The organism is Nonlabens sp. SCSIO 43208, assembly GCF_050703575.1.
Lineage (GTDB): Bacteria > Bacteroidota > Bacteroidia > Flavobacteriales > Flavobacteriaceae > Nonlabens > Nonlabens tegetincola.
In genome coordinates this window covers 2388695-2411600 of the sequence record NZ_CP065365.1, presented here as the reverse complement: position 1 = coordinate 2411600, position 22906 = coordinate 2388695, and the positions used below count along the sequence as shown (strand labels likewise).

Here is a 22906-nt window from a genome sequence, read left to right as displayed (position 1 = left end):
TTTGATTAGTAATCGGTAGTATTCACTACTTCTAGGCCATAACCAACCATTCCTATACGTTTACTTTGCTCAGAATTGGTCATTAAATCTAATTTACTAATGTTTAAATCATGTAAGATTTGCGCGCCAATTCCATAGTCACGATTGTCCAGTTGTTTACGCGGCGCTTTTACTTGTCCAGACTCCTGAATTTCCTTGAGCGTTTCAAGTCTAGCTAGCATATTTTCTGGTTCAAACTGTTGATTGATAAATACAATGGCTCCTGAACCGCGCTCATTGAGTTTATGAAACATTGCATCGAGTTTTCTGTCAGCTTCAGAGGTTAGGGTAGAGAATAAGTCGTTATTAACTCTGGTACTATTCATTCTTGTTAAGACTGTTTCATCTTCATCCCAACTTCCTAATGTTAAGGCCAAATGAATTTGCCCATTTGTAGTTTGTTGATAGGCTCTTAAACGATATTCTCCAAATCTTGTGGTAAGCATGAAATCTTCTTTCTTGATAATCAAGCTGTCGTTTTTCATGCGGTAGGCAACAAGATCCTCAATAGAAACCAATTTTAGATCAAACTTTTTTGCCACTTCATAAAGTTGTGGAAGTCTAGCCATGGTTCCATCTTCATTCATGATTTCTACAATCACTCCTGCTGGTTCATGACCTGCTAGTCTTGCAAAATCAATGGCAGCTTCAGTATGACCAGTTCTTCTTAAAACGCCACCGTCTTTTGCTCTTAAAGGAAATATGTGACCTGGTTTACTAAAATCGTGAGGTCTAGTATCTGGATTAATTAAGGCTTGAATAGTTTTGGCTCTATCACTAGCGCTTATTCCAGTTGTTACTCCATGACCTCTTAAATCTATTGAAACTGTAAATGCAGTTTCCATAGGGTCGGAGTTATTAGTTACCATGGCTTGTAAATCTAATTCTTTACATCTTGAGTCTGTAATAGGAGCACAAATCAAACCACGACCATGAGTGGCCATAAAGTTGATCATTTCTGGTGTTACAGATGCTGCACTAGCCAAAAAATCACCTTCATTTTCACGATTTTCATCGTCTACAACAATGATTACTTTACCTTTTTTAATGTCTTCTATTGCGTCTTCAATGCGATCCAGCTTAATTTCTGCAGGAGCAATCATATCTTTAATTTTTAAGGAGTAACAAAGATAAGGATAAGCAAGATGCCTATGCCTTATTTGGCTTTTTTTTGAATATTCTAAATAGGCTATCCATAGCACCACCTACATCAAAGAAACCTTGATCTGAAGTCGCTCGATAGGTAAGAATAACCCCAATAGGAAATATGATCATGGTACCCAGCCATGCACCTAACCAAACAGGAATAGCACCTCGTGTGGCAGACTGTTCAGCACCAATGTTAATAAAGTGATAGGTAAGGAAAAACACAACAGCAACTACAAGAGGCAGTCCTAATCCACCTTTTCTAATTATTGCTCCTAACGGAGCACCAATAAAGAACAGAATAATACAAGCAATACCTAACACGTATTTTTTGTGAATTTCTATTTCGTGTTTCCACAACCGTTCATTTTCAGTTTTTTCAAAGGATATCCTACTTTGAATGGCAGATCGATCAGATTTAGATCTATTAATCGCATTTTCAATAGCCCTGCGTTGATCAAAGATGCTCATCGTATCAAAGAAGTTTTCTTTGTAAACAATCGAATCAATTTCTTTAACTCTATTGTCTATATTTTCAGGAGTCCATTTAGTGTGTTGTGTTTGATGATACACTTTCATATTTTGCTCAAAAGTGTTTACAAAAGTGTCTATACGTTCTTTCAACTCGTTTATTCGTAGCATCTTTTGATTGTCGGTGACAGTTTCCGTATCTAGATCTACCTCGTTAAGTTCAGAAACGTCAACATTCAATTCGTATTCCTTAAACTCACCCTTGATAAAAGGAAGGCTTATACGTTGTTCAGCAGTTTTGGGAATCATTTCTTCGTAATAATTACCATCATAAAGTACCAGCTGGATTACGTCACTTTTTAAACTACTTTTAAGTTCACCTTTTTTACTTTTAATTACCGTAAAATTTCCGGTACGATTGGGTGTTTTTTTATGTATAATCACATCTTCCAGAAATCTACCATTATCACCAGATTTCTTGGTCACTTTAATATTATAGTCTCCTAATTGCTCAAAAGAACCTTCAACGATAGCCATAGCTGGCTTCATTCTTTTAATATTATTAATGAGGTTTTTTTGTTTTAAATTACCCCATGGTATCACTGTATTTGCAAAGAAAAATGATGTGACACCTATACTAAGTATAATTATAGTAAGAGACCTCATAGCACGTTGCAATGAAATACCATTGGATTTCATGGCTGCAAATTCATAGTTTTCTGCCATCTCACCAAATACGAGTAAAGCGGCTAACAGCACACTCAAGGGTAATGATAAAGGAATCGTAAGTGGTATGTTGTAATACAGAAAGAGAAAAATAGTTTCTGCATCTAGATCTTTACCAGCTAGGGCCTTTATATATAACCAAATAGCTTGTAAAACTAGAATAAACGTAAATACAATAAAGACGCTTAAAAACGTCTTTGTAAATTTAGTTAATATGTAGCGGTCTAGAATTTTCAAATTAGTCCAACTCTTCTATGTCGTAGCCGCTGTACTCTTCTTTATTAAATACAAAAGAATTCTCAGGCAAGGGCTCATTTACCTTCAAAGATTTAATGGTAAAGGTTATAACTGTCCCGTTCTTTTCAGTAACAATAACTTCATTAATATGCTTTGTATTGGAGTCTATACCTATTAAAACACTTTTGTAATTGCTATCTGATTTAATTGGAGTAAGTTTTACAAATTGTATTTTACGACCGCCTACATTTTTGACAATATCCATCTTTTTATTATAGCCTTTATTGTAAAAGGATAACATGTTTGATGGTGTTATAGATTGTGCATTGTCATCATCTAGGGTTGATACTGTAACCTGCTCATCCTCGCTATTAATGACATACTGTTTAGTACCGTCAAAAATTATGGTGGTTCCTAAATAACCTACGTTATATTTTTCGCCAGACATTCTCGCACTTCCTTGAATGTCCATATTAGTTTTACTTTTTGCGTTACGTAAATTCCCTTTGTACAAAAAGCTGATGTTTTCATAGGATTGGAATTTTGCTGTTACTTCATCAAGTAATTTTTCTGCTTTAGCATCTTGTGCTGTTACCGCTTTCGCGAAAGCAAAAATCATAAACACTGCTGTAATAATGTGTTTCATTTTAGGAGTTCTTTTCTTCATTTAACAATTGTTCTAGAGAGTTTAAATCCGGTACTAGGACTTGTCTTGCTTTACTACCTTCAAAAGGGCCTACAATTCCTGCAGCTTCTAATTGATCAATGATACGACCAGCTCGATTGTAACCTAACTTTAACTTACGTTGTAATAAAGAGGCGCTTCCTTGCTGTGCCGTAATAATTACCTCGGCTGCATCACGGAATTTACTATCTCTTTCTTCTATGCTTATATCAAGACTCGTGCCACCGTCTTCTCCTACATACTCCGGAAGTAAGTGAGCATCTGGATATGCTTTTTGCGAGCCTATAAAGTCGGTAATTTTCTCAACTTCTGGAGTGTCTACAAAGGCACACTGAATCCTGATTAATTCATTTCCAGCGGTGTACAACATATCTCCACGGCCTATTAATTGATCGGCACCACCGCTATCTAGGATGGTACGGGAATCAACCTTTTGCATTACTCTAAATGAAATTCTGGCAGGGAAGTTTGCCTTAATCATACCAGTAATTACATTAACCGATGGTCGTTGAGTAGCAATAATCAAGTGAATACCAACCGCACGTGCAAGTTGTGCAAGACGAGCAATAGGAGTTTCTACCTCTTTTCCAGCAGTCATTATCAAATCGGCAAATTCATCTACAACCAAAACTATGTAGGGTAAAAATTTATGCCCATTTGCAGGATTAAGTTTACGCGATTTAAACTTGGCATTATACTCCTTAATGTTACGACACATAGCATCCTTAAGAATGTCGTATCGTTGGTCCATTTCAATACATAAACTATTAAGTGTGTTGATTACCTTAGAGTTATCAGTGATGATGGCATCCTCGCTATCTGGTAGTTTTGCTAGATAATGGCGTTCTAATTTATTAAAAAGAGTAAGCTCTACTTTCTTTGGGTCAACAAGAACAAATTTTACTTCGGCAGGATGCTTTGAATAAAGCAATGAAGTAAGTATACAGTTTAATCCTACCGATTTACCTTGACCGGTGGCTCCAGCCATCAATAAGTGAGGCATTTTTGCCAGGTCAACAACAAAGGTCTCGTTTGAAATATTTTTACCAAGTGCAATAGGTAATTGCATTTCGGCTTTTTGAAATTTAGGAGACGAGATTACCGATCGCATCGATACGATTGACGGCTTTTGGTTAGGTACTTCAATTCCTATTGTTCCTCGACCTGGAATAGGTGCTATAATTCGAATACCTAATGCACTTAACGATAATGCAATATCGTCTTCAAGATTTTTAATTTTAGAAATACGAATCCCAGCTTCAGGTACAATTTCATAAAGAGTAACTGTAGGACCTATGTTTGCAGTGATTTTTGCGATTCCTATTTTGTAGTTCTTAAGGGTTTCTACAATACGATCTTTATTGGCTGCAAGTTCTTCTTCATTAATAGTGATGGTTTTACCTTGTGAGTAATCCTTTAATAAATCAATAGGAGGGAACTGGTAGTTACCCAATTCAAGCGTAGGGTCAAACTCTCCAAAATCTTCTACCAGCTTTGAAGCTTTATTATCTATAAGTTGCTCTTCATCAATTACTTCACCTACTTCTAGATCGACTTCCTTTTCTGTGGTTTTTAAAGTAGGCTCGAGTTCTGGTGATAGTTCTTCCTCTTCTTCTTGAGCAATATTTATTTCCATATCACCACTTTTCATGGTGGTAGGCTGCTTTTCTATTTCGTTTTCTGTAGTTGGTTCACTTGTCGTAGTGGCAGTATGTGTAACAGATTCTTCCCAGTCTTTTTCTTCATCTGTAGATTCAATATGGGAAGAAACGTCTTCTATCGAATTTTCCACAGTTTGTTTTGCTTTAGCAAAACGAGCAGCAATTTTCTCTGGAGTAAGTTTTAATCTTAGAGTTAAGTATACAATCGCAAAAAAGGTAAGTATAAGTATACTTCCTATCAGGCCTACGTAATCTTGAAGAAGGTCATTAATTTCAAAACCTACAGTTCCTCCTAGTAAAGCACTGTAATTATGGAAATATCCTAACACAACACTTAACCATATCATAAGTAATAATCCCCAAAACCACAGTTGCAGGATACGCTTTCGCGAAAGCGATAAAAAGTTCTTGCCTGCTGCAAATAGATAGACACCTGTGAGTATAGTGAGTACAGCGATTGAAAATGCGGCTATTCCAAAACCTTTATAAACAAATATATCGCCTAACCAAGCACCTAGTTGGTTGAGCCAGTTTTTTGTCACAACTGCACGATTTCCTAGATCTACTAGTTCACTTTGATCTTCCCTCCAAGTAAATAGAAAGGACAAGAAGGAGAAGAAGAATATGGCACCTAGAGCCATAAGTCCAGATCCGAGAATAACCTCTTGTCTACGTGTAAGAGAAAAGTTTTTGATTTTAGAAATCAACGATGGTGGAGTAGATGTTTTCTTTTTGCGCGCCATGAATTATAATGAACGAACAAAAATAACAATATTGTACATTCCTTAAACATTTGAAACGTACAGATATCAACAGGATTTATTAACTAAAAAGTTCTACGATATAAGGTATGTAGATGATTAGACCGACAATACTTGCTGTTATTGCGGTTATAAAAACAGCTCCTGCTGCTATGTCCTTGATACGGCCTATTTTTTCGTGAAATTCTGGATGAATAAAGTCGGCAATGCCTTCAATGGCAGTGTTTAAACCTTCTAAACTCATTATGCCTCCTATACACATACATTGTATCATCCATTCTAACCTTGTGATATTAAATACAAAACCAGCAATTGTCATTACAACACCGATGATCGCCTGTACTTGTATACTAGGCTCTGATAAAATAAGGGCAAAGGCTCCTTTAAAAGCATAGCCCACGCCCTTTATTCTACCAATAATAAATTGTTTTAAATTCAATTATAAAAGTGATTTAAGTGCCGAAAGATAGTCAGGTTCATCAGCAATTTCACCAACTTGCTGATTATAAATTACTTTTCCTTCTTCGTCTAGAACTACGACGGCTCTTGAGTGAAATCCTGATAATGGACCACTTGTCATTTCTAACCCATAACTTTTACCAAATTCACCTGTTATGACATCGCTTAAGTTAGTGACGTTTTCTATATCCTCGTCGCTTGCAAATCTTTTTTGAGCAAACGGTGTATCTCTTGAAATACAAAGCACTGCTGTGTTATCAAGTTCAGTCGCTCTTTTATTAAAGTTTTTTACGCTTGTTGCACAAGTGTCGGTATCTATACTAGGAAAGATATTAAGCACAAGGCGTTTTCCCTTAAAATCGTTTAAGGTTTTAGTGTTAAGATCTGAATCTAATAATTGAAAGTCTGGTGCTTGTGATCCTACTTCAGGTAATGATCCTGATGTAGATATTTCATTGCCTCCTAAAGTTATTGTAGCCATAATTATTTTATTTTATGAAGTAAATCGTTTAATGCTTGTTTGATATCTGGATTGATTATACCCTTTTCAACATCAAAGTTTTCATTGAATGAAGGTACGGATAAAGCTCCTATTACACTAGCGTCATTTCTAGGGAATCTATCTCTAGCTATTTCCAATACCGTGGATGCACCACGTGATCCTGGTGAAGTAGCTAGTAATAAGGTCTTGCGATTATGAAATCCTTTTGTATCTGGCACTCTAGATAACCAATCAAAGATATTTTTAAAAGCCGCTGTATAACTTCCGTTGTGTTCTGCAAGAGAAATAATTAAAAAGTCGCTATTTTTTATTTTTTGGGATAGTTCCAGAATTTCACTGGGTATACCTTTTTCAATCTCTTTGTCAATACCGTAAATAGGAACCTCGTATTTATTGATGTCTATTAACTCTACATCTAAAGGAGCTAATAGAGTAGCAACATGAGTAAGCAGTTTCTTATTTATAGATTGCAAACTATTACTAGCCGCAATTGCAAGTATTTTCATTATTGATATTTAAAAGTAAAAATACCTTAGAATATAAATGTATGGAGTTGTGAAAATGTTAATGTGTTTATTTAGGAATTTCCACGTAAGCTAGTATAGCATCAATTTGCTCGTTTGATAATTGAGGGAATGCATTCATATTACTTTGATTCCATTCATTGTAAAGTTTTACCGCTGTTGGGTCACCACTTGCTATTAATGCACTGCTATTTTTGATCCATTTATATAACCATTCTTTTTCTCTTCTTTCTGTGACACCATGAAGAGCAGGTCCGGTAGCCTTTTTGTAACGTTTATGGCAGCTAGCACAGTTTGTATTGAATAGTTCTTTTCCTTGTTTTTGGACATCGGTAAGTTCTACAGCAGGTTTACTCACAACTGCTACTTCTTGAATAGGAGCAGTGGTTTGGGATTGCGTCGAAACATAAAACGCAGTACCAAATATCACTAATACAATCATTAACAATAAAGTGAAAATAATACCAAACGCTTTGGATAAATCTTGAAACATGTTTTTTTGTTTTAGTCTAGTTTAGGTCGTTATAATTACAAAGAACCCAACCTGATCATACTGATGGTAATTTGGTTTATAATTATTGAAAACCGCTATCATTTTAGCCAGTATAAAAGTAGTTGACAATTTGTTGACTGCTTTTTAATTGGGATTAATTTAGCATCGATAATATATATAATAAGCATTATTTTTGTAGAAAATATCTATCATGACAATTACCCAGTTAAAATACGTTCTAGCTGTTGCTCAATATCAAAATTTCACCAAAGCTGCAGAGAAAGTATTTGTGACCCAGCCTACTTTGAGTATGCAAATTCAAAAACTTGAAGAGGAGCTAGATGTCCAAATTTTTGATAGGTCCAAAAAGCCGATTGAACTTACTGAAACAGGGAAGAAAATTGTGAATCAAGCTCGCAATATTGTGAATGAAAGTGATCGTATTCAAGACATTGTAGATCAGGAAAAAGGCTTTATAGGTGGTGAATTCAAATTAGGCGTTATTCCTACTGTAATGCCTACTTTATTACCTATGTTCTTAACTAATTTCATTAATAAATATCCAAAGGTCAAATTAATTATTGAAGAACTTACCACCGATAGTATTATCGATAGTTTACAAGACGGAACAATTGATGCAGCTATAGCCGCTACACCTTTAAATCATGAGTTAATTAAAGAGCGAGTTTTATACTATGAACCTTTCGTTGTTTACGATCCAAGAAAAGCAGCTACCACTTCAGGTAAGATAAAAGTCGACGATATTAATGTAGATGAGCTATTGTTGCTAGAAGATGGTCATTGTTTTAAAGACAGTGTCCTTAATCTATGTAAGGGAAGTAGAGATACAGATGACGATAGATTTATGCTCGAGAGTGGTAGTTTTGAAACGCTTACAAAATTAGCCGATGAAGGTTTAGGGATGACTTTGTTACCTTATTTAAACACGTTGGATTTAAACGAACGTAAACAAAACAATTTGATTCATTTCGAAGAACCTTCACCTGCAAGAGAAGTAAGTTTAATATATCATCGCAGTGAACTTAAATTACAAATCATAGAGGCCCTGCAAAAGGTAATAGCAGGAGTTATTAAGGGAGCTATAGCGTTTCAAAACGTTCAAATCATAAGTCCAAAAGCATAAGCTTTATAATATAGTATCAATATAAAAAGCGACCTACAAGAGGTCGCTTTTTTCGTTTTAAAAATTAATAGAAAGCTATTTTGGTAATAGCGGAATGCAAGTTTTAAGCTCTGGATTTGAAGCAAAAAGCTCATCTAACCAGATTTTGAGTTCAGTAAGTTCAAAAGGTAATAAGCGTTCTACGGCCTTTTCTAATTCCTTACAGAAAAGTGCTGGACTGAAAGAAACTTTCACTAGCACTGTTTTAGTGTACTCAAACATTGCTCTAGCCATATTAAATAGGGTTTTTAGGTTAAAGTAATATTTTCTATAAGCTGTTATTTAGTGTCATTAAAAATAATAAAAAACTATATGTAATAAAATAGTTTAGGTTAAAATTAAAGATCTTTATTAACAATGTGTAATTTTTATGAAATTAATGATCTTAATCTCAATAAATTATCAATATGTTAAATAAATCAAAAAACTAAAACCTGGCTTGTAAAGCTTAAAACGGAAATCAAGAAGGTAGAGAGTGCTACTTTTTTTAATTCTGGATCTAATGAAATAGGTTCCTCGGTATTGTGTACTCTTATGATGTGGCTAATCAAAGGAATAACCCCAAAAAGAGGAATAAGTAGTAGGTAAGAAGTAATTTCATCAAAATAACTAAGTTGTGTAAACTGTAACAAAAGATGACAGACAAGCATTAATAAAGCAATAACTACAATGAAGAGATGTAATTTCTTGGCTCTCTCAAAACCAATTTTTACTACTAGTGTGTTCTTACCAACCTTGCTATCGCTTATCACATCCCTCATATTATTTAGATTGAGAACGGCAACACTCAATAAACCTATAAGTGTTGACGGAATAATGTTTATCATATATACTTCCTTGGTAATCAAATAATACATTCCCATAACGCTTACAGGTCCAAAAAAGATAAAAACAAATACATCGCCAAGTCCCTTGTAACCGTAGGCATTGTCACCTACAGTATACTTTATAGCTGCCCAAATTGCAATGATGGCTAGAAACAGAAATACCGATGCAATTAAAACCTCATCAAAACTTAGACTCATAGCTATTAATGCTATAGCGCTTATTAGAGATATGGTAGCCGTAAGAATAATCGCTATTTTCATTTGCTTTGCAGTGATTGCTCCGCTTTGTATAGCCCTTTCAGGACCTATTCGATCCTCATTATCAGTACCTTTAACACCATCTCCATAATCATTGGCAAAATTAGATAATACTTGAAAGCCTAAAGTCGTGATTATTCCAAGTAGGGTGATGAACCAAAATTGATTAGAAATACTGAAATCCATTTCAGTAAATATGGTAACACTTTCCTTATTTAAATTTATAGAGAATAGGGCGCAGGAGCATCCCATTAAAATACCACTTATGCTTAAAGGTAGGGTGCGCAACCTAGCTGCACTTATCCAAGATTTAATTTTACTCTTCTTACTCATCGTGACATAATATTTACAATAAGCTCCTTAAGAATATCATTTTGTGATAGTTGGTGACTGCCTACACCTTTAGATTGCATATCTGCTTTACGAATTAGTTTTATGGCTCTACTGCAGTATTTCATAGGGAAGTTACGAGCAGCAGTTATTATTTCATTTGCAAAATACGGATTGACACCAGCTGCTCGAGCAACATTTGCAGGATTTTTATCGGATAACGCGTGTACTTTTAATAATTGAGTATAAAATGAATACAATTGGCCTATGGTAAGTACGATAGGATGGTCCTTCGGGTTTTCACCGAAGTAATTAATTATGCGATGTACCTTTACGATATCGCGATTTCCTATTGCCTTTCGTAATTCAAAATTATTGTAATCCTTAGAGATTCCAATGTTGTCCTCAATGACCTGTGGTGTTATAGGTTGATCCTTGGGATGAACAATTTCTAATTTGCCTAATTCATTATTAATTTTACTTAAATCCGTTCCTAAATATTCCACAAGCATTTGTGTGGCTTTAGGATCTATACGATAACCTTTAGATTTTAGTATATCCGTTATAAAAGCAGGTACTTTATTTTCATATAGCGGTTTGCTTTCTAAATAAACACTATGCTTTTTAAGCAATTTACCTGCTTTTGAGCGACCATCTGGAGTCTTATATTTATAGGCAAAACATAAAATTGTAGTTTGCTGCGGTTGCTCTAGATAGCTCGTTAACTGATCAAGTTGTTTTGATAAATGCTGTGCTTCCTTCACTATGACCACTTGATAATCTGCCATCATCGGGAATCGTTTTGCATTCTCCAGGACCGCGGCCATATTTGTTTCCTTTCCATAAAGAATAACTTGGTTAAAACCTTTCTCTGATTCATCCAGTACATTATTTTCTATATAATTAGAAACTAGATCTATAAAATAGGACTCCTCGCCACACAAAAAATAGACAGGTTGATATTTTTTCTGTTTAAGATCAGATAGGATTTTTAAGGCATCACTCATGTAATGGCACGTAGGGTTTTTGTATTATTGCTTTATGATTCCACTGCATTTACCAGCCGGAAAATTTAGAGTCAAAAGTACTGAAAAAGGGCGCTTGATTTTTGACCAGGTTAGAAAAAAATTTGTTGTACTCACTCCAGAGGAATGGGTAAGGCAACATGTGGTGGAGTTTTTGCTTTCGCGAAAGCGTATACCCTTAAATCTTCTTACAGTAGAAAAACAAATAAGTGTATCGGGCACAGTCAAGCGGTATGATATCGTTTCCTATAATAAGGATGGAAGCGTTCACCTAGTCGTAGAGTGTAAAGCACCTGATGTTAAAATCACCCAAGAAACCTTTGACCAAATCGCGAGATATAATAAAGAATTACAATCGGAGTATTTGATGGTTACAAATGGATTAGATCATTATTTTTGTACCATGGATTATGAAACAAGAGGTTATACATTTATCCCGAATATTCCAGAATATTCTTTATGAAAATTGCCATAGCTATACTTAATTGGAATGGTTTGTCTTTACTAAAGGAATATTTACCCGAGGTAGTAAAGTACAGCAATGAACATCCCATTTACATTATTGATAATGCATCAACTGATGATTCTGTTCAATGGATCAAAAGTCATTATGAAAATAAAGTCGAGATTATTATTCTGGATCAAAACTTTGGTTATTCAGGTGGTTACAACCGTGGTATTGACAAGATAAAAGAAGAGTGGATTTGTTTACTAAATAGTGATGTTAGAGTCACCGAGAACTGGTTGGAACCTATCACAAATGCCATAGAAAAATATCCAAAACTTGCGGCCTGTCAACCGAAGATTTTAGATGATAAACAAAAGGAACTTTTTGAATATGCAGGCGCAGCAGGTGGATTCTTGGATCGTTTCGGTTACCCATATTGTCGTGGACGTGTTTTTGATACTATAGAGCAAGATTACGGACAATATGATACGGTAGTAGATGTTGACTGGGCTAGTGGCGCTTGTTTATTTGTGAATAAAAGGGTGTTTGCTGCCGCTGGTAGGTTAGATGAAGATTTCTTTGCCCATCAAGAAGAGATTGATTTGTGCTGGAGAATAAAACTTCTAGATAAAGAAATTAAGGCTATTCCATCAAGTCAGGTCTATCATAAAGGTGGTGCGACACTAAGTTATACCAATCCTAAAAAAACCTATTTGAACTTTAGAAATAGTTTGTTTGTTCAAGTAAAAAACAATCATGATTCATTATGGCTGCTACATTTATTTATAAGAATGGTACTAGATGGTCTAGCAGCTTTTAAATTATGGAGCGATTACGGATTTACTTTTTTTGTTGCTGTTTTAAAGGCTCATAAAGATTTCTATTTATCTCTCGGAAAGTTTGTAAATAAACGTAAAGCGATTAAGAAACAATCGGTTGTTGAAAATGTTACTTTAACTTCATTCTCTGTAGTTTTAAAGTATTACTTCTGGAAGAAAACGCGTTATCAAGATTTATAGAAGATTTTTGATAATCTAGTGTTAATAGCGCATGATTGTGTTTTGACTTTTATATTTTTGATCAAAATTTATAATAAAGATGAAGAAAATAGCAGTATTATTATTAAGTGGGATTGTGCTTGCTAGTTGTGCTTCTAAAAAAGAATTGGAAGCCGCACTAGCTAAACAACAAGAGACTAAAGAATTACTAGATACAGCAACCGTGAAGCTCAACGCATGTGAATCGGATTTAAAAGCAGCAAAAGCTAGTATCGACTCTAAAAACGATCAAATTTCTACCTTAAAGAATACTAATGCAGCTCTTATGGATAATAACGGTGAATTAGTTACTCTTTCTACACAGGGTAGTCGTAACCTAGAGCGTAGCTTAGAAAGCATTCGTGAAAAAGATTTACAAATCAAATCTCTTAACGATGCTATCAGTAAGAAAGATAGTGTAACTATAGCCTTAGTAACCAGTTTAAAAAGTTCATTAGGTAACTTAAACGACCAAGATATCGAGGTTAATGTAGAGAAAGGCGTAGTTTATATTTCGATCAGTGATAAACTCTTATTTAAGAGTGGTCAGGCACAAGTACAACAAGAGGCAAAAAGAGTATTAGGCAAAGTAGCAACTGTTGTAAATGATAAACCTGAAATAGACATAATGATTGAAGGTCATACAGATAATAAGCCTATTGCAAGTGCCAATTTTAAAGACAATTGGGAGTTAAGTACTGCAAGAGCTCTTGCTGTAACTAGAGTATTACAAGAAGAGTTTAGTGTGGACCCTAAACGTATGACAGCGGCTGGTCGTAGTTATTACATGCCTGTTGCTTCAAATGATACGGCTGAAGGACGTGCCAAAAACAGAAGAACTAGAATAGTTGTATTACCTAAACTTGATCAATTCTTTAACATGATTGAAGAAGGTATGGAACAAGCTAAAATAGATGCGAAGAAGCAAAATTAATCCTGTTTATACAGAAATGAAAAGCTCCAATTAATTGGAGCTTTTTTTATTTGTTTACAATCTGCCTCATCAATACTTTATATTCTGAAAGCATCATGGCAGTTGCTCCCCAAACGATATTTCCTTGTAAGCGATAGCAGGGCACACTAACTTCTGTCATATAACTAGTTGATAATACCACTCTATCCGAATCAGAAGTTTCTAGAAATTCACTCAAAGGGACCTCAATTATTGATTTAACTTCTTCAATTTGAGGTGTGAAGGATAAAAAATTATTTGTATCAAGTTCTTTTTTACCATTAAAATCAAGCTGTTTATGGGGATAGTACGCCAAATAATTATACACAAGATAATTGCTAGGTGGAATATACAAGGGTGTGCCTTCGATGATTATTTCTTGAAATTCATAAGGTACGCCAACCTCTTCAAAGGTTTCTCTCAAAGCAGTATCTTCAAAACCGTTATCATCCGGTTCTGTTTTTCCTCCAGGAAAGGCAATTTGTCCACTATGTTTACCTTTGCTTTTTTGCCTTTCAATGAGAACAAAATGAGCCTCGTTGTTTTTAGGATATACATACATCATTACAGCAGCCTTTTTAGGTGTATTTTTTTCTAAGCCTTCTGACTGTAATTCTTCTAATCTTTCCAATGCAGCCATTTTAAGCTGACTTTCTGCTCCTGGAGCTTCAAGATTTTTTAATTTTGGTACCCATTGCAAAAATTGCTCGTATGAAATCATTATACTGTATTTGTCTAATTGTCTTTTTTTATTCATGTAAAGATACACCTGTAACTCTTAATGAGGTTGATACTCCTAGTAAGGAATCAAATGCAGGAAAATGGATTACTAAGGAAGAAAAAGAAGAACGACGTTTAGAGAAAATTTATACACGTGCAGTAAGCGCCAAAGGAGATACGCTTTTACATTACATACCTCAGGATAGTGTGCCATTATTTTTTAAGCGGTATGGAAAAAAGAATCCTGAAACTCGTGTTCTTCTCTCGACAAAATATGGTGATGTAACCTTTGAATTATTTAAAGAAACTGAACTTTATAGATCAAGTTTCATTTACTTGATCAAGAATGGGTACTTTAATCAAACAGTATTTCATCGAGTAGTAGATGATTTTATCGTACAAGGTGGTAACAGCGATGATTCATACCCATCATTGATGCGTAATAGTTCGGGAAATTACCAACTGCCACCTCATTTTTTAGACAACGTAAGACATGAACGCGGTACTTTGAGTATGGCAAAATCATGGGATAATAATCCAGACAACTGGCACAATGCTTTTGACTTCTTTATTACGTTGAAAAAGGCAGAACATTTAGATGGAGAGCACACCATTTTTGGTAGAGTAGTGGAAGGTATAGAAGTATTGGAACGTATCTCTCAAATTCCTACAGATTCTAGAGACTGGCCTGAAGAAGATGTTTATATGACTTTTAAAGTTTTAAAAGAATAATTAAATCCAATAATTGAGATTTGGATCATTTTATATCAAAAAAAAAGCTGTCCAAACGGACAGCTTTTTTTTTGATATAATGAAAATTACTTTCTTTGAGCTTCTTTGATACGAGCTTTCTTTCCAGTAAGTTCTCTAAAGTAGAAGATACGTTTTCTACGTACTTTACCTCTTTTATTGATTTCGATTTTCTGAATAGCTGGAAGGTTGATAGGGAAAATTCTTTCTACACCAATACCACCACTCATTTTTCTAATTGTAAAAGTTTTAGTAGCTCCAGTACCTCTTAATTGTAGTACAACACCACGGAAAAACTGAGTACGGCTTTTTTCACCTTCTTTAATCTCATAATAAACTGTGATAGTATCACCAGCTGAGAATTTTGGTAAATCTTTTGTTGAAATAAATTCGTCTTGTACGAACTTTACTAAATCTGACATTTTTATAGACTTATTATATTTAATTAAAACAACATACACGAACCTCGTCAGAGGTTGATTTAACGAGCTGCAAAAATAAACACTTATTTAAAAGTGTACAATAAATAAAATAAAAAAAAACTTTATTGAATGATAAGTTTCTTAACGTGACTATTTCCTTCCGTATTAACTCTAAGGAAATAAATACCAGCGCTTAATTTTGAAACATCAAAGGACATTACACCCGATTTGATTTTACTGTTTGTTCGATAGACTTCTTTTCCTAGCGAATTAATGATACTTAATTGTAGGCTGCTGGAGTTAGTATTATTCAATGAGAACTTTAAAGTTCCGTTCTTTACTGGATTGGAAAGTAAAATTAGATTTTCGTTTCCTATCTGATTGTAAGAATAAGTCGATACAGGAGAGGTAGGTACTATTACAGAAGCCTTCACTGTAAAGCACAAACCAAGTACTAGGGTAAAAGAGAGTAATAGTTTCTTCATTTTCTACAATTTCAAAATAAAGATACAATTATTTTGCCAAACTGTGACGTTAATTTAAGTTAATCGTCTTTTAATAAGTCAGGGCGACGTTCTTCCGTGCGTTTAAACGCTTGTTCTTCTCGCCATTTATCTATGGCTTGAAAATTTCCGCTTAGTAATATATCAGGTACTTGTTGACCTTTATAATTCGCAGGACGCGTGTATACCGGTGGCGCAAGTAAGTCGTCTTGAAAACTATCGGTAAGTGCACTTGTTTCGTTTGATAGGACACCAGGAATTAAACGTATTACTGCATCACATAGTACGGCAGCTCCTAATTCACCACCAGAGAGTACGTAATCACCTATGGAAATTTCTTTGGTAACAAACATATCTCTTACACGTTGATCGACACCTTTATAATGACCACATAAAATGATAATGTTTTCTTGAAGTGAAATAGTATTTGCTATTCCTTGATTCAAAGTCTCTCCATCTGGCGTCATGTAAATGATTTCATCATAATCACGTTCTTTTTTGAGATCCGAAATTAAGTGATCTATAGGCTCGATCATCATCACCATGCCAGCGCCACCACCATATTGATAATCATCAATTTGATTGTATTTATTAAGACCGTACTTTCTCAAATCGTGTAGATGTACCTCAACAAGACCTTTTTCCACAGCACGTTTTAAAATACTGGCTTCAAATGGACTAGTTATTAATTCTGGTAAAACGGTGATTATATCTATGCGCACTATTCTTATTTTCTTGCAAAAATACTAAGAATAAGCTGTTATAGGATTCTGCTTTTCAACTCATTCCTTTCAATTATCTTTGCAGCCTATTTAGGAAAAGGAATATGGAGGTAGCAACAGCTGCAAAATCAGTCGCATTTTACACATTAGGGTGTAAGCTTAATTTTAGTGAAACCAGTACCATTGCACGCAGTTTTAAAGACGAAGGCTTTGATAGAGTGGATTTCAATGAAAAAGCAGATATTTATGTAATCAATACATGTAGTGTTACAGAAAATGCCGATAAACGATTTAAGTCCATTGTAAGAAAAGCACAACAGCACAATGAAGATGCTTTTGTAATTGCGGTAGGTTGTTATGCACAATTAAAACCTGCAGAACTGGCAGCCGTTGATGGTGTAGACCTAGTTCTTGGAGCTACTGAAAAGTTTAAGGTAACAGATTATCTTAATCAACTGTCTAAAGAAGAACCAGCGCAAATTCATTCCTGTGAAATAGACGATGCCGATTTTTATGTAGGATCCTATTCTATAGGTGATCGCACACGAGCTTTTCTCAAAGTACAGGACGGTTGTGATTATAAATGTACCTATTGTACCATACCACTGGCACGCGGTATTTCTAGAAGTGATACTCTTGAAAATGTAATGAATAACGCTAGAGAGATTAGCAATAAAGGTATCAAGGAAATTGTCCTCACCGGTGTAAATATAGGCGACTACGGAAAAGGTGAATTTGGTAATAAAAGACATGAGCATACTTTTCTAGACCTTGTACATGCTCTAGACACGGTGAACGGTATAGAAAGATTACGTATCTCTAGTATCGAACCTAATCTACTTAAAAATGAAACCATTGAGTTCGTTAGCCGTGCAAACGCCTTTGTGCCACATTTTCACATTCCCTTACAATCGGGTAACAATGAATTGCTAGGTAAAATGCGTCGCCGTTATAATAGAGAATTATATGTTGATCGGGTTACTAAAATTAAAGAGGTAATGCCTGATTGCTGTATAGGTGTAGATGTTATCGTGGGATTTCCTGGAGAAACAGATGAACACTTTCTAGATACATATCAATTTTTATCAGAACTGGACATTTCTTACCTGCATGTTTTCACATACTCAGAAAGAGATAATACACTTGCCGCAACCATGGATAGTCCTGTACCAATGAATGTGCGTAAAAAACGTAGTAAAATGCTACGAGGTTTATCGGTTAAAAAACGTCGAGCCTTCTACGAAAGTCAATTAGGTAAAGAAAAAACGGTTCTTTGGGAAGCTGAAAATAAGGAAGGTTTCATACATGGTTTTACTGAAAATTACGTAAAAGTAAAAACCTTTTGGAACCCTAATCTAGTCAATCAATTAGAGCCTGTAAGTCTAGATTACATTGATGAAGATGGCCTGGTACGCATCAAATCATAGTTCTCTTAAAATTTTTTAAACTTGCATGCGTTATTGCTACATAATTTGGGACACTTAATGAGGTATATTTTCTGTTTGATTTTTCTTTTTTCCGCTTTCGCGAAAGCGCAAATAGGAGGAACCTCAACGTATCAATTTCTTAATCTCGTATCAGGAACTAAGCAGGCTGCTTTGGGCGGTAGAGTGCTTACCAGTGTAGATTATGATCCCACTACAGCATTTTACAATCCAGCGACTATAAATCCCAAAATGGATAATCAATTACAAGTAAATTATGCTAATTGGTTAGGTGATATTAATTATGGAACAGCCAGTTATGCTTATACTTGGGACAGACATGTGCAAACCTTTCATGTAGGTGTAACCTATGTGAATTATGGAACATTTGCCGGTTACAATGAACAAGGGATTTCAACGGGAGATTTTAGTGGTAATGAAACAGCAATTTCTGCTGGATACAGTTACAACATACCTTGGTCTGATTTTTATGTAGGCGCAAATGTTAAGTTCATTTCTTCAAAACTTGACATCTACACCTCACTAGGTGGTGCGCTTGATTTAGGGTTGCTTTATTACAATGAAGATAAAGCGATAAGAGCCGCGCTGGTAGTTAGAAATTTAGGAATACAGTTTACTCCATACAATGAATTACAAGAAGATTTACCGCTAGAGATTGCTTTAGGATTTTCAAATACCATGAAACAGTTACCTGTAAGACTTCATGTTACTTTGGAAAATTTGCAAAAATGGAATTTGGCCTTTTCAAATACCGCAAATGCTCAAACAGATCTGGATGGGAATGTGATAGAAGATGAACCTGGATTTTTTAATAATATGCTCAGGCATACCGTTTTAGGAGTAGAATTATTTCCTGAGCAAACTTTTGAAATAAGGTTGGGTTACAGTTTTAGACGCGCTGAAGAATTACGTATTCAGGATACTCGAGCATTTAGTGGATTAAGCGCTGGGTTTAGTTTAAAAATGAATAAAATGCGATTCAGTTATTCGCATGCTCGCTATAGTCTGGCAGCGCACACCAGTTTTATAGGAGTTAATATAGATTTACAATAATGGGAAGAATTATAATTGCCATAGATGGGCATTCAAGCACTGGTAAAAGCACAGCTGCTAAACAACTTGCAGAACATTTAGATTACGTTTATGTTGATACAGGTGCTATGTATCGTGCTATTGCCTTTCATGCATTATCTTCAAATATGGTTGAAAATGGTAGGCTAGATAAACAAGCCTTAATAGCTGCATTACCTGGTCTTGCCATATCATTTAAATTAAATCCAGACACTCATAAAGCAGATGTTTATTTAAATGGAACAAACATTGAAAAAGAAATACGTACACTCGAGGTAAGTAATATTGTAAGTCCAGTTGCCGAAATAAGTGAGGTAAGAGTTAAACTTGTAGAACAACAACAAGCCATGGGCCAGGAGCGAGGTATAGTTATGGATGGTAGAGATATAGGTACTGTGGTTTTTCCCAGTGCCGAGCTAAAGGTATTTATGACTGCCGCTCCAGAGGTAAGAGCAAAACGCAGGTATGACGAGCTAGTGCAACGTGGCGATCAAGTAACCTATGAAGAAATTCATAAAAATGTTTTACAGCGAGATCATATTGATTCTACTCGTGAGGACAGTCCTTTAATCCAAGCAAAAGATGCTAGATTGTTAGATACTAGTGAAATGTCTAGAGAAGAGCAATTTGAATTACTTAAAAAATGGGCAATGGAGACAATTGAAGCTTCTTAATGTCTATTGTCACAACTTAAAATAATATTAGGATAGTTGCTTTCAAGGTAGTACAACTTTGGACAACCAAAAGATTCACTACTCAGGCCGTAAATAAGTGGTGGTTCATTTTTAAATAGTTTCATTGCAAATTGTGAGGAGCTTTCAAGATAATCTGTATTTAAAGGAATGAGACCAGTACTTTCTCCTTCTTGCTCAATAAATGAGTTGGTAATTTCACCATTTTCTTTTACTACAATCACATAACGGGTTAGTAAGTTATACTTGTTTACATGATCCAGAGAGTATATTGTATAGTTGTTATAAATAGTGTAAAACAATTTAGTCTTAGGTTCATTTGAAAACTCTGATTTAAGATAAGGAAATCGTTTTGTATATAGTTGTCTTAGACTTTCTGTTTCTTCTTCTGGATACCATTTTAAGTATTTAAAATCTGTTGCAGTTTCAAATGGATTATCAATAGCTATGGTAGCAAAATCAAAATCAGTATTTGTATTTTCTGGTAATTCTAGACAAGTTTCAAAATCATAAACGTTGTATTCACCGCTACCGCTGGCATAAACGTTCACATTTGCGATAAGTTTTAAGTCTTTAATAGGATAACTTGCGACTTGACCAGTAGTAATTTTTGTTACGTGTAATTGATCATATTTAGTAATGCCACCTGCCTTTAAAAAGTTATCTCTATACGCCTTGTCCCATTCAAAGTACTCTTTTGAATACGTTTTTTCTTCATCCAGAGCAGAATAAAAGTTCGAATTATAATTAGGGGCTTCACTTATATTTACATTGTCTTTGTAATTTTCATCTTCTCCATAGGGATCAATTGAAGTGACGTAGTATACTTTTCTATCTGAATAAACAGGTGAATCAGATACAAAAGCATCAACAACATATACCGTATCTTTTTGTTTTTTAATGCCTAGCCAAGTACCTTCATAGATTTGATCATCATCAGCTATCTCGTAATATTTATTGGTGTACTCAACCACTTCAATAGTTTCGTTTAGGAAAAACTTTCCTAGAACTTTACCATCAGGCTCTTCTCTGTAATTAAGACCAGATTGGGCTGAGGCATATCTTATAACGGGTTTATTTTCAATAGAATCAATAGGTTCACTTACGGTTGTCTTGTTTACATTTACTTGTTTTATTGCTTCCTTTGATTCTTTAATTTCTATAGAGTTGGATCGTTCTTTTTGATTACAGCCTACAGATGCTAAGAGAGAAAAAGTTATAAAAGCGACATACAAATTTTTCACCGATTATTTTTTTGCTAGATTCTCTTCATACACTTGAATCCATTTATCAACACTCATTTTGGATGCTAGTTCGGCTATTAGTTCAAACGGTATGGCATCTGGTTTTTTAAAACGCACACAGCTTTTTCCCATATCTAATTTATATTTAGAATGCTTGGGATATTCATCTACAAACCATTGATAGGTTGGTTGGTGTGCATACATTCCCATATGATATAGTGCGATGTAATTTTTTTGACTTGCTATATTGATAAAGGGTAGAGGAGTCACCTTTTTATTTGCTCTATACCCATATGGGTAATTTTCTAATGAGATATAAAATCCAGGCATGTTATATAGCATACCTTCTGTAAGTCCAGCCGGTAAATTGCATTTTAAAGTATCATATAATTTAGTAAAGGGCTCTTTACGTTCTTCTGGAATTTGGGTAATATAGTCCTGTATATTTTCAGCTTTAATGGTCATAATATCTATTTAAAAGGAATCATCTCTCATTTCTCCATTGCTATATTCTGGTCCTATTGCGATCTTAAGACCTACATTGAATAAAATGTTTGAGAAATTGGTTAATTTACGATCAACAGTTCCATTTCCACTAAAATAGGCTATAGGTTCTCCTAGTGTACTCATATATTGTGGAGAAAAGAAAACCTGAACGCTTCTTCTAAAGTAATAATTAAAACGCAAACCTACCTGTAGCACGGCAGCGGTCGTATTAAAGTTTTCGCTATCGGTAGCGTAATTCGTTTCTATGAGGCTTGATGTTGCACTAGTTTCTTGCTCATCAATAAATTGAAATCCTATTCTTGTGAATGCGTCTAATTGAAATCTATTGTTAGTAAAGCTATATTGAGGTCCTATTGCTAGAGTAAAGGCACTCCAGTTTTCTTCATTGTTAATGGTTGTTTGTTGAGAGCTTCCGATGGGTGAGAACTCATTATAAACATATCTAGTGCTGGCAGTAAGAGCCCAGTGCTTGTCCATGTAGAAATCATATCCTGCACCTATATTTAATCCAGATACAGCAACATCTTTATAGTCTCCTGTAGGTGATGAAAGTCCGAGATCGATCACTAGATTATGTTTAGGAACCTCTCTTAAATGTACTGCATCTTTAGGTATTGAGTCATTCTGTCCTTTAGCATAAAAGGAAATAGTCAATAAAAGAGTAAGAAATAATATTCTCATAAGGTTAGGGATGAATTATTATGATAGTTTTGTGTACGCTTTCGCGAAAGCGTGATTAAATTTAAACAAAATATACAGCTATGAACAAATTAACTGAGGCACAAATTGAAGAACATTTAAAAGAAGTTGAAGGATGGGATTATTATGACGATGCTATCCATACTACTTTTGAATTTGACAATTTTATGGATTGTTTTTCTGTGATGACGCGAATTGCTATGGAAGCAGAAAAAATGGAGCATCACCCAGAATGGTACAACGTTTATAACACGCTAGAAATCACGTTGAATACACACGATGCTGGTGGTTTAACAGAAAAAGATTTTAAGCTCGCTAAAGCTATCGAGTACATTGTAGGTGATGAATAATTAGAATCATTTATATT

The 22906-nt window shown here is 34.8% G+C and carries 27 protein-coding genes; 9 read left to right on the top strand and 18 right to left on the bottom strand.

The genetic code is table 11. The features are described 5' to 3' along the window. Window positions 1-5: 5 nt before the first annotated feature. The 8 genes from ribB to I5168_RS11030 all read right to left on the bottom strand — a co-directional run bounded on the left by ribB (window position 6) and on the right by I5168_RS11030 (window position 7704). Window positions 6-1142, bottom strand: coding sequence for a 3,4-dihydroxy-2-butanone-4-phosphate synthase (ribB, locus tag I5168_RS11065; protein ID WP_431471784.1), 1137 nt, complete (start codon window positions 1140-1142; stop codon window positions 6-8). A 46-nt stretch (window positions 1143-1188) separates the two neighbouring features. Then, window positions 1189-2619, bottom strand: coding sequence for an LptF/LptG family permease (locus I5168_RS11060; protein WP_060522660.1), 1431 nt, complete (start codon window positions 2617-2619; stop codon window positions 1189-1191). A gap of 1 nt (window position 2620) precedes the next feature. Next, on the bottom strand, window positions 2621-3286 hold the full coding sequence (locus I5168_RS11055; protein WP_240919377.1) for a LolA family protein: 666 nt from the start codon (window positions 3284-3286) through the stop codon (window positions 2621-2623). After that, window positions 3267-5708 carry a DNA translocase FtsK 4TM domain-containing protein gene (locus I5168_RS11050; protein ID WP_431471783.1) on the bottom strand — a complete coding sequence of 814 codons (2442 nt, stop codon included), beginning with the start codon at window positions 5706-5708 and terminating at the stop codon, window positions 3267-3269. Before I5168_RS11050 ends, I5168_RS11055 begins: the two co-directional genes overlap by 20 nt. Before the next feature lie 79 nt (window positions 5709-5787). Further along, complete coding sequence (locus I5168_RS11045) at window positions 5788-6165, bottom strand: diacylglycerol kinase (protein WP_105018834.1); 378 nt, start codon at window positions 6163-6165, stop codon at window positions 5788-5790. Then, window positions 6166-6666: a thiol peroxidase gene (gene tpx, locus I5168_RS11040; RefSeq protein ID WP_105018835.1), complete on the bottom strand. Its 501-nt coding sequence runs from the start codon at window positions 6664-6666 to the stop codon at window positions 6166-6168. 2 nt (window positions 6667-6668) lie between these two features. Then, window positions 6669-7193 carry an NADPH-dependent FMN reductase gene (locus I5168_RS11035; RefSeq protein WP_105018836.1) on the bottom strand — a complete coding sequence of 175 codons (525 nt, stop codon included), beginning with the start codon at window positions 7191-7193 and terminating at the stop codon, window positions 6669-6671. A gap of 67 nt (window positions 7194-7260) precedes the next feature. Next, window positions 7261-7704: a cytochrome c gene (locus I5168_RS11030; protein WP_308736865.1), complete on the bottom strand. Its 444-nt coding sequence runs from the start codon at window positions 7702-7704 to the stop codon at window positions 7261-7263. Between the two features lie 211 nt (window positions 7705-7915). On the opposite strand from I5168_RS11030, the gene I5168_RS11025 reads away from it, so the two are divergent. Continuing rightward, the gene (locus tag I5168_RS11025; RefSeq protein WP_105018838.1) at window positions 7916-8848 is read left to right on the top strand and encodes a LysR substrate-binding domain-containing protein; all 933 of its coding nucleotides are present in this window, start codon (window positions 7916-7918) and stop codon (window positions 8846-8848) included. Window positions 8849-8923: 75 nt separating this feature from the next. Here the strand turns inward: I5168_RS11025 and I5168_RS11020 are convergent, their stop codons facing one another. The 3 genes from I5168_RS11020 to holA all read right to left on the bottom strand — a co-directional run bounded on the left by I5168_RS11020 (window position 8924) and on the right by holA (window position 11309). Beyond that, window positions 8924-9121, bottom strand: a complete 198-nt coding sequence (locus I5168_RS11020; protein ID WP_042278618.1) for a hypothetical protein — start codon at window positions 9119-9121, stop codon at window positions 8924-8926. A gap of 185 nt (window positions 9122-9306) precedes the next feature. After that, on the bottom strand, window positions 9307-10305 hold the full coding sequence (gene menA, locus I5168_RS11015; RefSeq protein ID WP_105018839.1) for a 1,4-dihydroxy-2-naphthoate octaprenyltransferase: 999 nt from the start codon (window positions 10303-10305) through the stop codon (window positions 9307-9309). After that, entirely contained in the window at window positions 10302-11309 is a 1008-nt protein-coding gene (gene holA, locus I5168_RS11010; RefSeq protein WP_105018840.1) for a DNA polymerase III subunit delta, read from the bottom strand. The genes menA and holA overlap by 4 nt, the downstream gene beginning before the upstream one ends. Before the next feature lie 34 nt (window positions 11310-11343). Between holA and I5168_RS11005 the strand changes: the two genes are divergently transcribed. The 3 genes from I5168_RS11005 to I5168_RS10995 all read left to right on the top strand — a co-directional run bounded on the left by I5168_RS11005 (window position 11344) and on the right by I5168_RS10995 (window position 13746). After that, window positions 11344-11790: a type I restriction enzyme HsdR N-terminal domain-containing protein gene (locus tag I5168_RS11005; RefSeq protein WP_431471782.1), complete on the top strand. Its 447-nt coding sequence runs from the start codon at window positions 11344-11346 to the stop codon at window positions 11788-11790. After that, window positions 11787-12794 carry a glycosyltransferase family 2 protein gene (locus tag I5168_RS11000; RefSeq protein ID WP_431471781.1) on the top strand — a complete coding sequence of 336 codons (1008 nt, stop codon included), beginning with the start codon at window positions 11787-11789 and terminating at the stop codon, window positions 12792-12794. Before I5168_RS11005 ends, I5168_RS11000 begins: the two co-directional genes overlap by 4 nt. 79 nt (window positions 12795-12873) lie before the next feature. Then, on the top strand, window positions 12874-13746 hold the full coding sequence (locus tag I5168_RS10995) for an OmpA/MotB family protein (protein ID WP_105018843.1): 873 nt from the start codon (window positions 12874-12876) through the stop codon (window positions 13744-13746). A gap of 46 nt (window positions 13747-13792) precedes the next feature. Here the strand turns inward: I5168_RS10995 and I5168_RS10990 are convergent, their stop codons facing one another. After that, window positions 13793-14485, bottom strand: coding sequence for an NUDIX hydrolase (locus I5168_RS10990; protein WP_105018844.1), 693 nt, complete (start codon window positions 14483-14485; stop codon window positions 13793-13795). On the opposite strand from I5168_RS10990, the gene I5168_RS10985 reads away from it, so the two are divergent. After that, complete coding sequence (locus I5168_RS10985) at window positions 14476-15216, top strand: peptidylprolyl isomerase (RefSeq protein WP_431471780.1); 741 nt, start codon at window positions 14476-14478, stop codon at window positions 15214-15216. The genes I5168_RS10990 and I5168_RS10985 overlap by 10 nt on opposite strands. A gap of 86 nt (window positions 15217-15302) precedes the next feature. Here the strand turns inward: I5168_RS10985 and rplS are convergent, their stop codons facing one another. From rplS to trmD, 3 genes are all read right to left on the bottom strand, one after another. Then, entirely contained in the window at window positions 15303-15656 is a 354-nt protein-coding gene (gene rplS, locus I5168_RS10980) for a 50S ribosomal protein L19 (protein ID WP_042278627.1), read from the bottom strand. A gap of 122 nt (window positions 15657-15778) precedes the next feature. Beyond that, entirely contained in the window at window positions 15779-16141 is a 363-nt protein-coding gene (locus I5168_RS10975) for a T9SS type A sorting domain-containing protein (protein WP_105018846.1), read from the bottom strand. Window positions 16142-16200: 59 nt separating this feature from the next. Continuing rightward, window positions 16201-16881: a tRNA (guanosine(37)-N1)-methyltransferase TrmD gene (gene trmD / locus I5168_RS10970; protein WP_105018847.1), complete on the bottom strand. Its 681-nt coding sequence runs from the start codon at window positions 16879-16881 to the stop codon at window positions 16201-16203. Window positions 16882-16985: 104 nt separating this feature from the next. On the opposite strand from trmD, the gene mtaB reads away from it, so the two are divergent. Genes mtaB through cmk form a run of 3 tightly spaced genes read left to right on the top strand, consistent with a single transcriptional unit; the run spans window position 16986 to window position 20071 of the window. Beyond that, complete coding sequence (gene mtaB / locus I5168_RS10965; protein WP_042278629.1) at window positions 16986-18308, top strand: tRNA (N(6)-L-threonylcarbamoyladenosine(37)-C(2))-methylthiotransferase MtaB; 1323 nt, start codon at window positions 16986-16988, stop codon at window positions 18306-18308. A 57-nt stretch (window positions 18309-18365) separates the two neighbouring features. Beyond that, window positions 18366-19379, top strand: a complete 1014-nt coding sequence (gene porQ / locus I5168_RS10960; RefSeq protein WP_105018848.1) for a type IX secretion system protein PorQ — start codon at window positions 18366-18368, stop codon at window positions 19377-19379. Next, window positions 19379-20071, top strand: a complete 693-nt coding sequence (gene cmk, locus I5168_RS10955; protein WP_105018849.1) for a (d)CMP kinase — start codon at window positions 19379-19381, stop codon at window positions 20069-20071. Before porQ ends, cmk begins: the two co-directional genes overlap by 1 nt. Here the strand turns inward: cmk and I5168_RS10950 are convergent. Genes I5168_RS10950 through I5168_RS10940 form a run of 3 tightly spaced genes read right to left on the bottom strand, consistent with a single transcriptional unit; the run spans window position 20068 to window position 22521 of the window. Beyond that, window positions 20068-21333, bottom strand: a complete 1266-nt coding sequence (locus I5168_RS10950; RefSeq protein WP_105018850.1) for a hypothetical protein — start codon at window positions 21331-21333, stop codon at window positions 20068-20070. The two genes, cmk and I5168_RS10950, sit on opposite strands and share 4 nt — an antisense overlap. 3 nt (window positions 21334-21336) lie before the next feature. Beyond that, window positions 21337-21798, bottom strand: a complete 462-nt coding sequence (locus I5168_RS10945) for a DUF1801 domain-containing protein (protein WP_431471779.1) — start codon at window positions 21796-21798, stop codon at window positions 21337-21339. A 9-nt stretch (window positions 21799-21807) separates the two neighbouring features. After that, on the bottom strand, window positions 21808-22521 hold the full coding sequence (locus I5168_RS10940) for an autotransporter outer membrane beta-barrel domain-containing protein (protein ID WP_431471778.1): 714 nt from the start codon (window positions 22519-22521) through the stop codon (window positions 21808-21810). 80 nt (window positions 22522-22601) lie between these two features. Here I5168_RS10940 and I5168_RS10935 point away from each other — a divergent pair, with 80 nt between their 5' ends. Next, the gene (locus I5168_RS10935) at window positions 22602-22889 is read left to right on the top strand and encodes a 4a-hydroxytetrahydrobiopterin dehydratase (RefSeq protein WP_060522635.1); all 288 of its coding nucleotides are present in this window, start codon (window positions 22602-22604) and stop codon (window positions 22887-22889) included. Window positions 22890-22906: the final 17 nt, after the last annotated feature.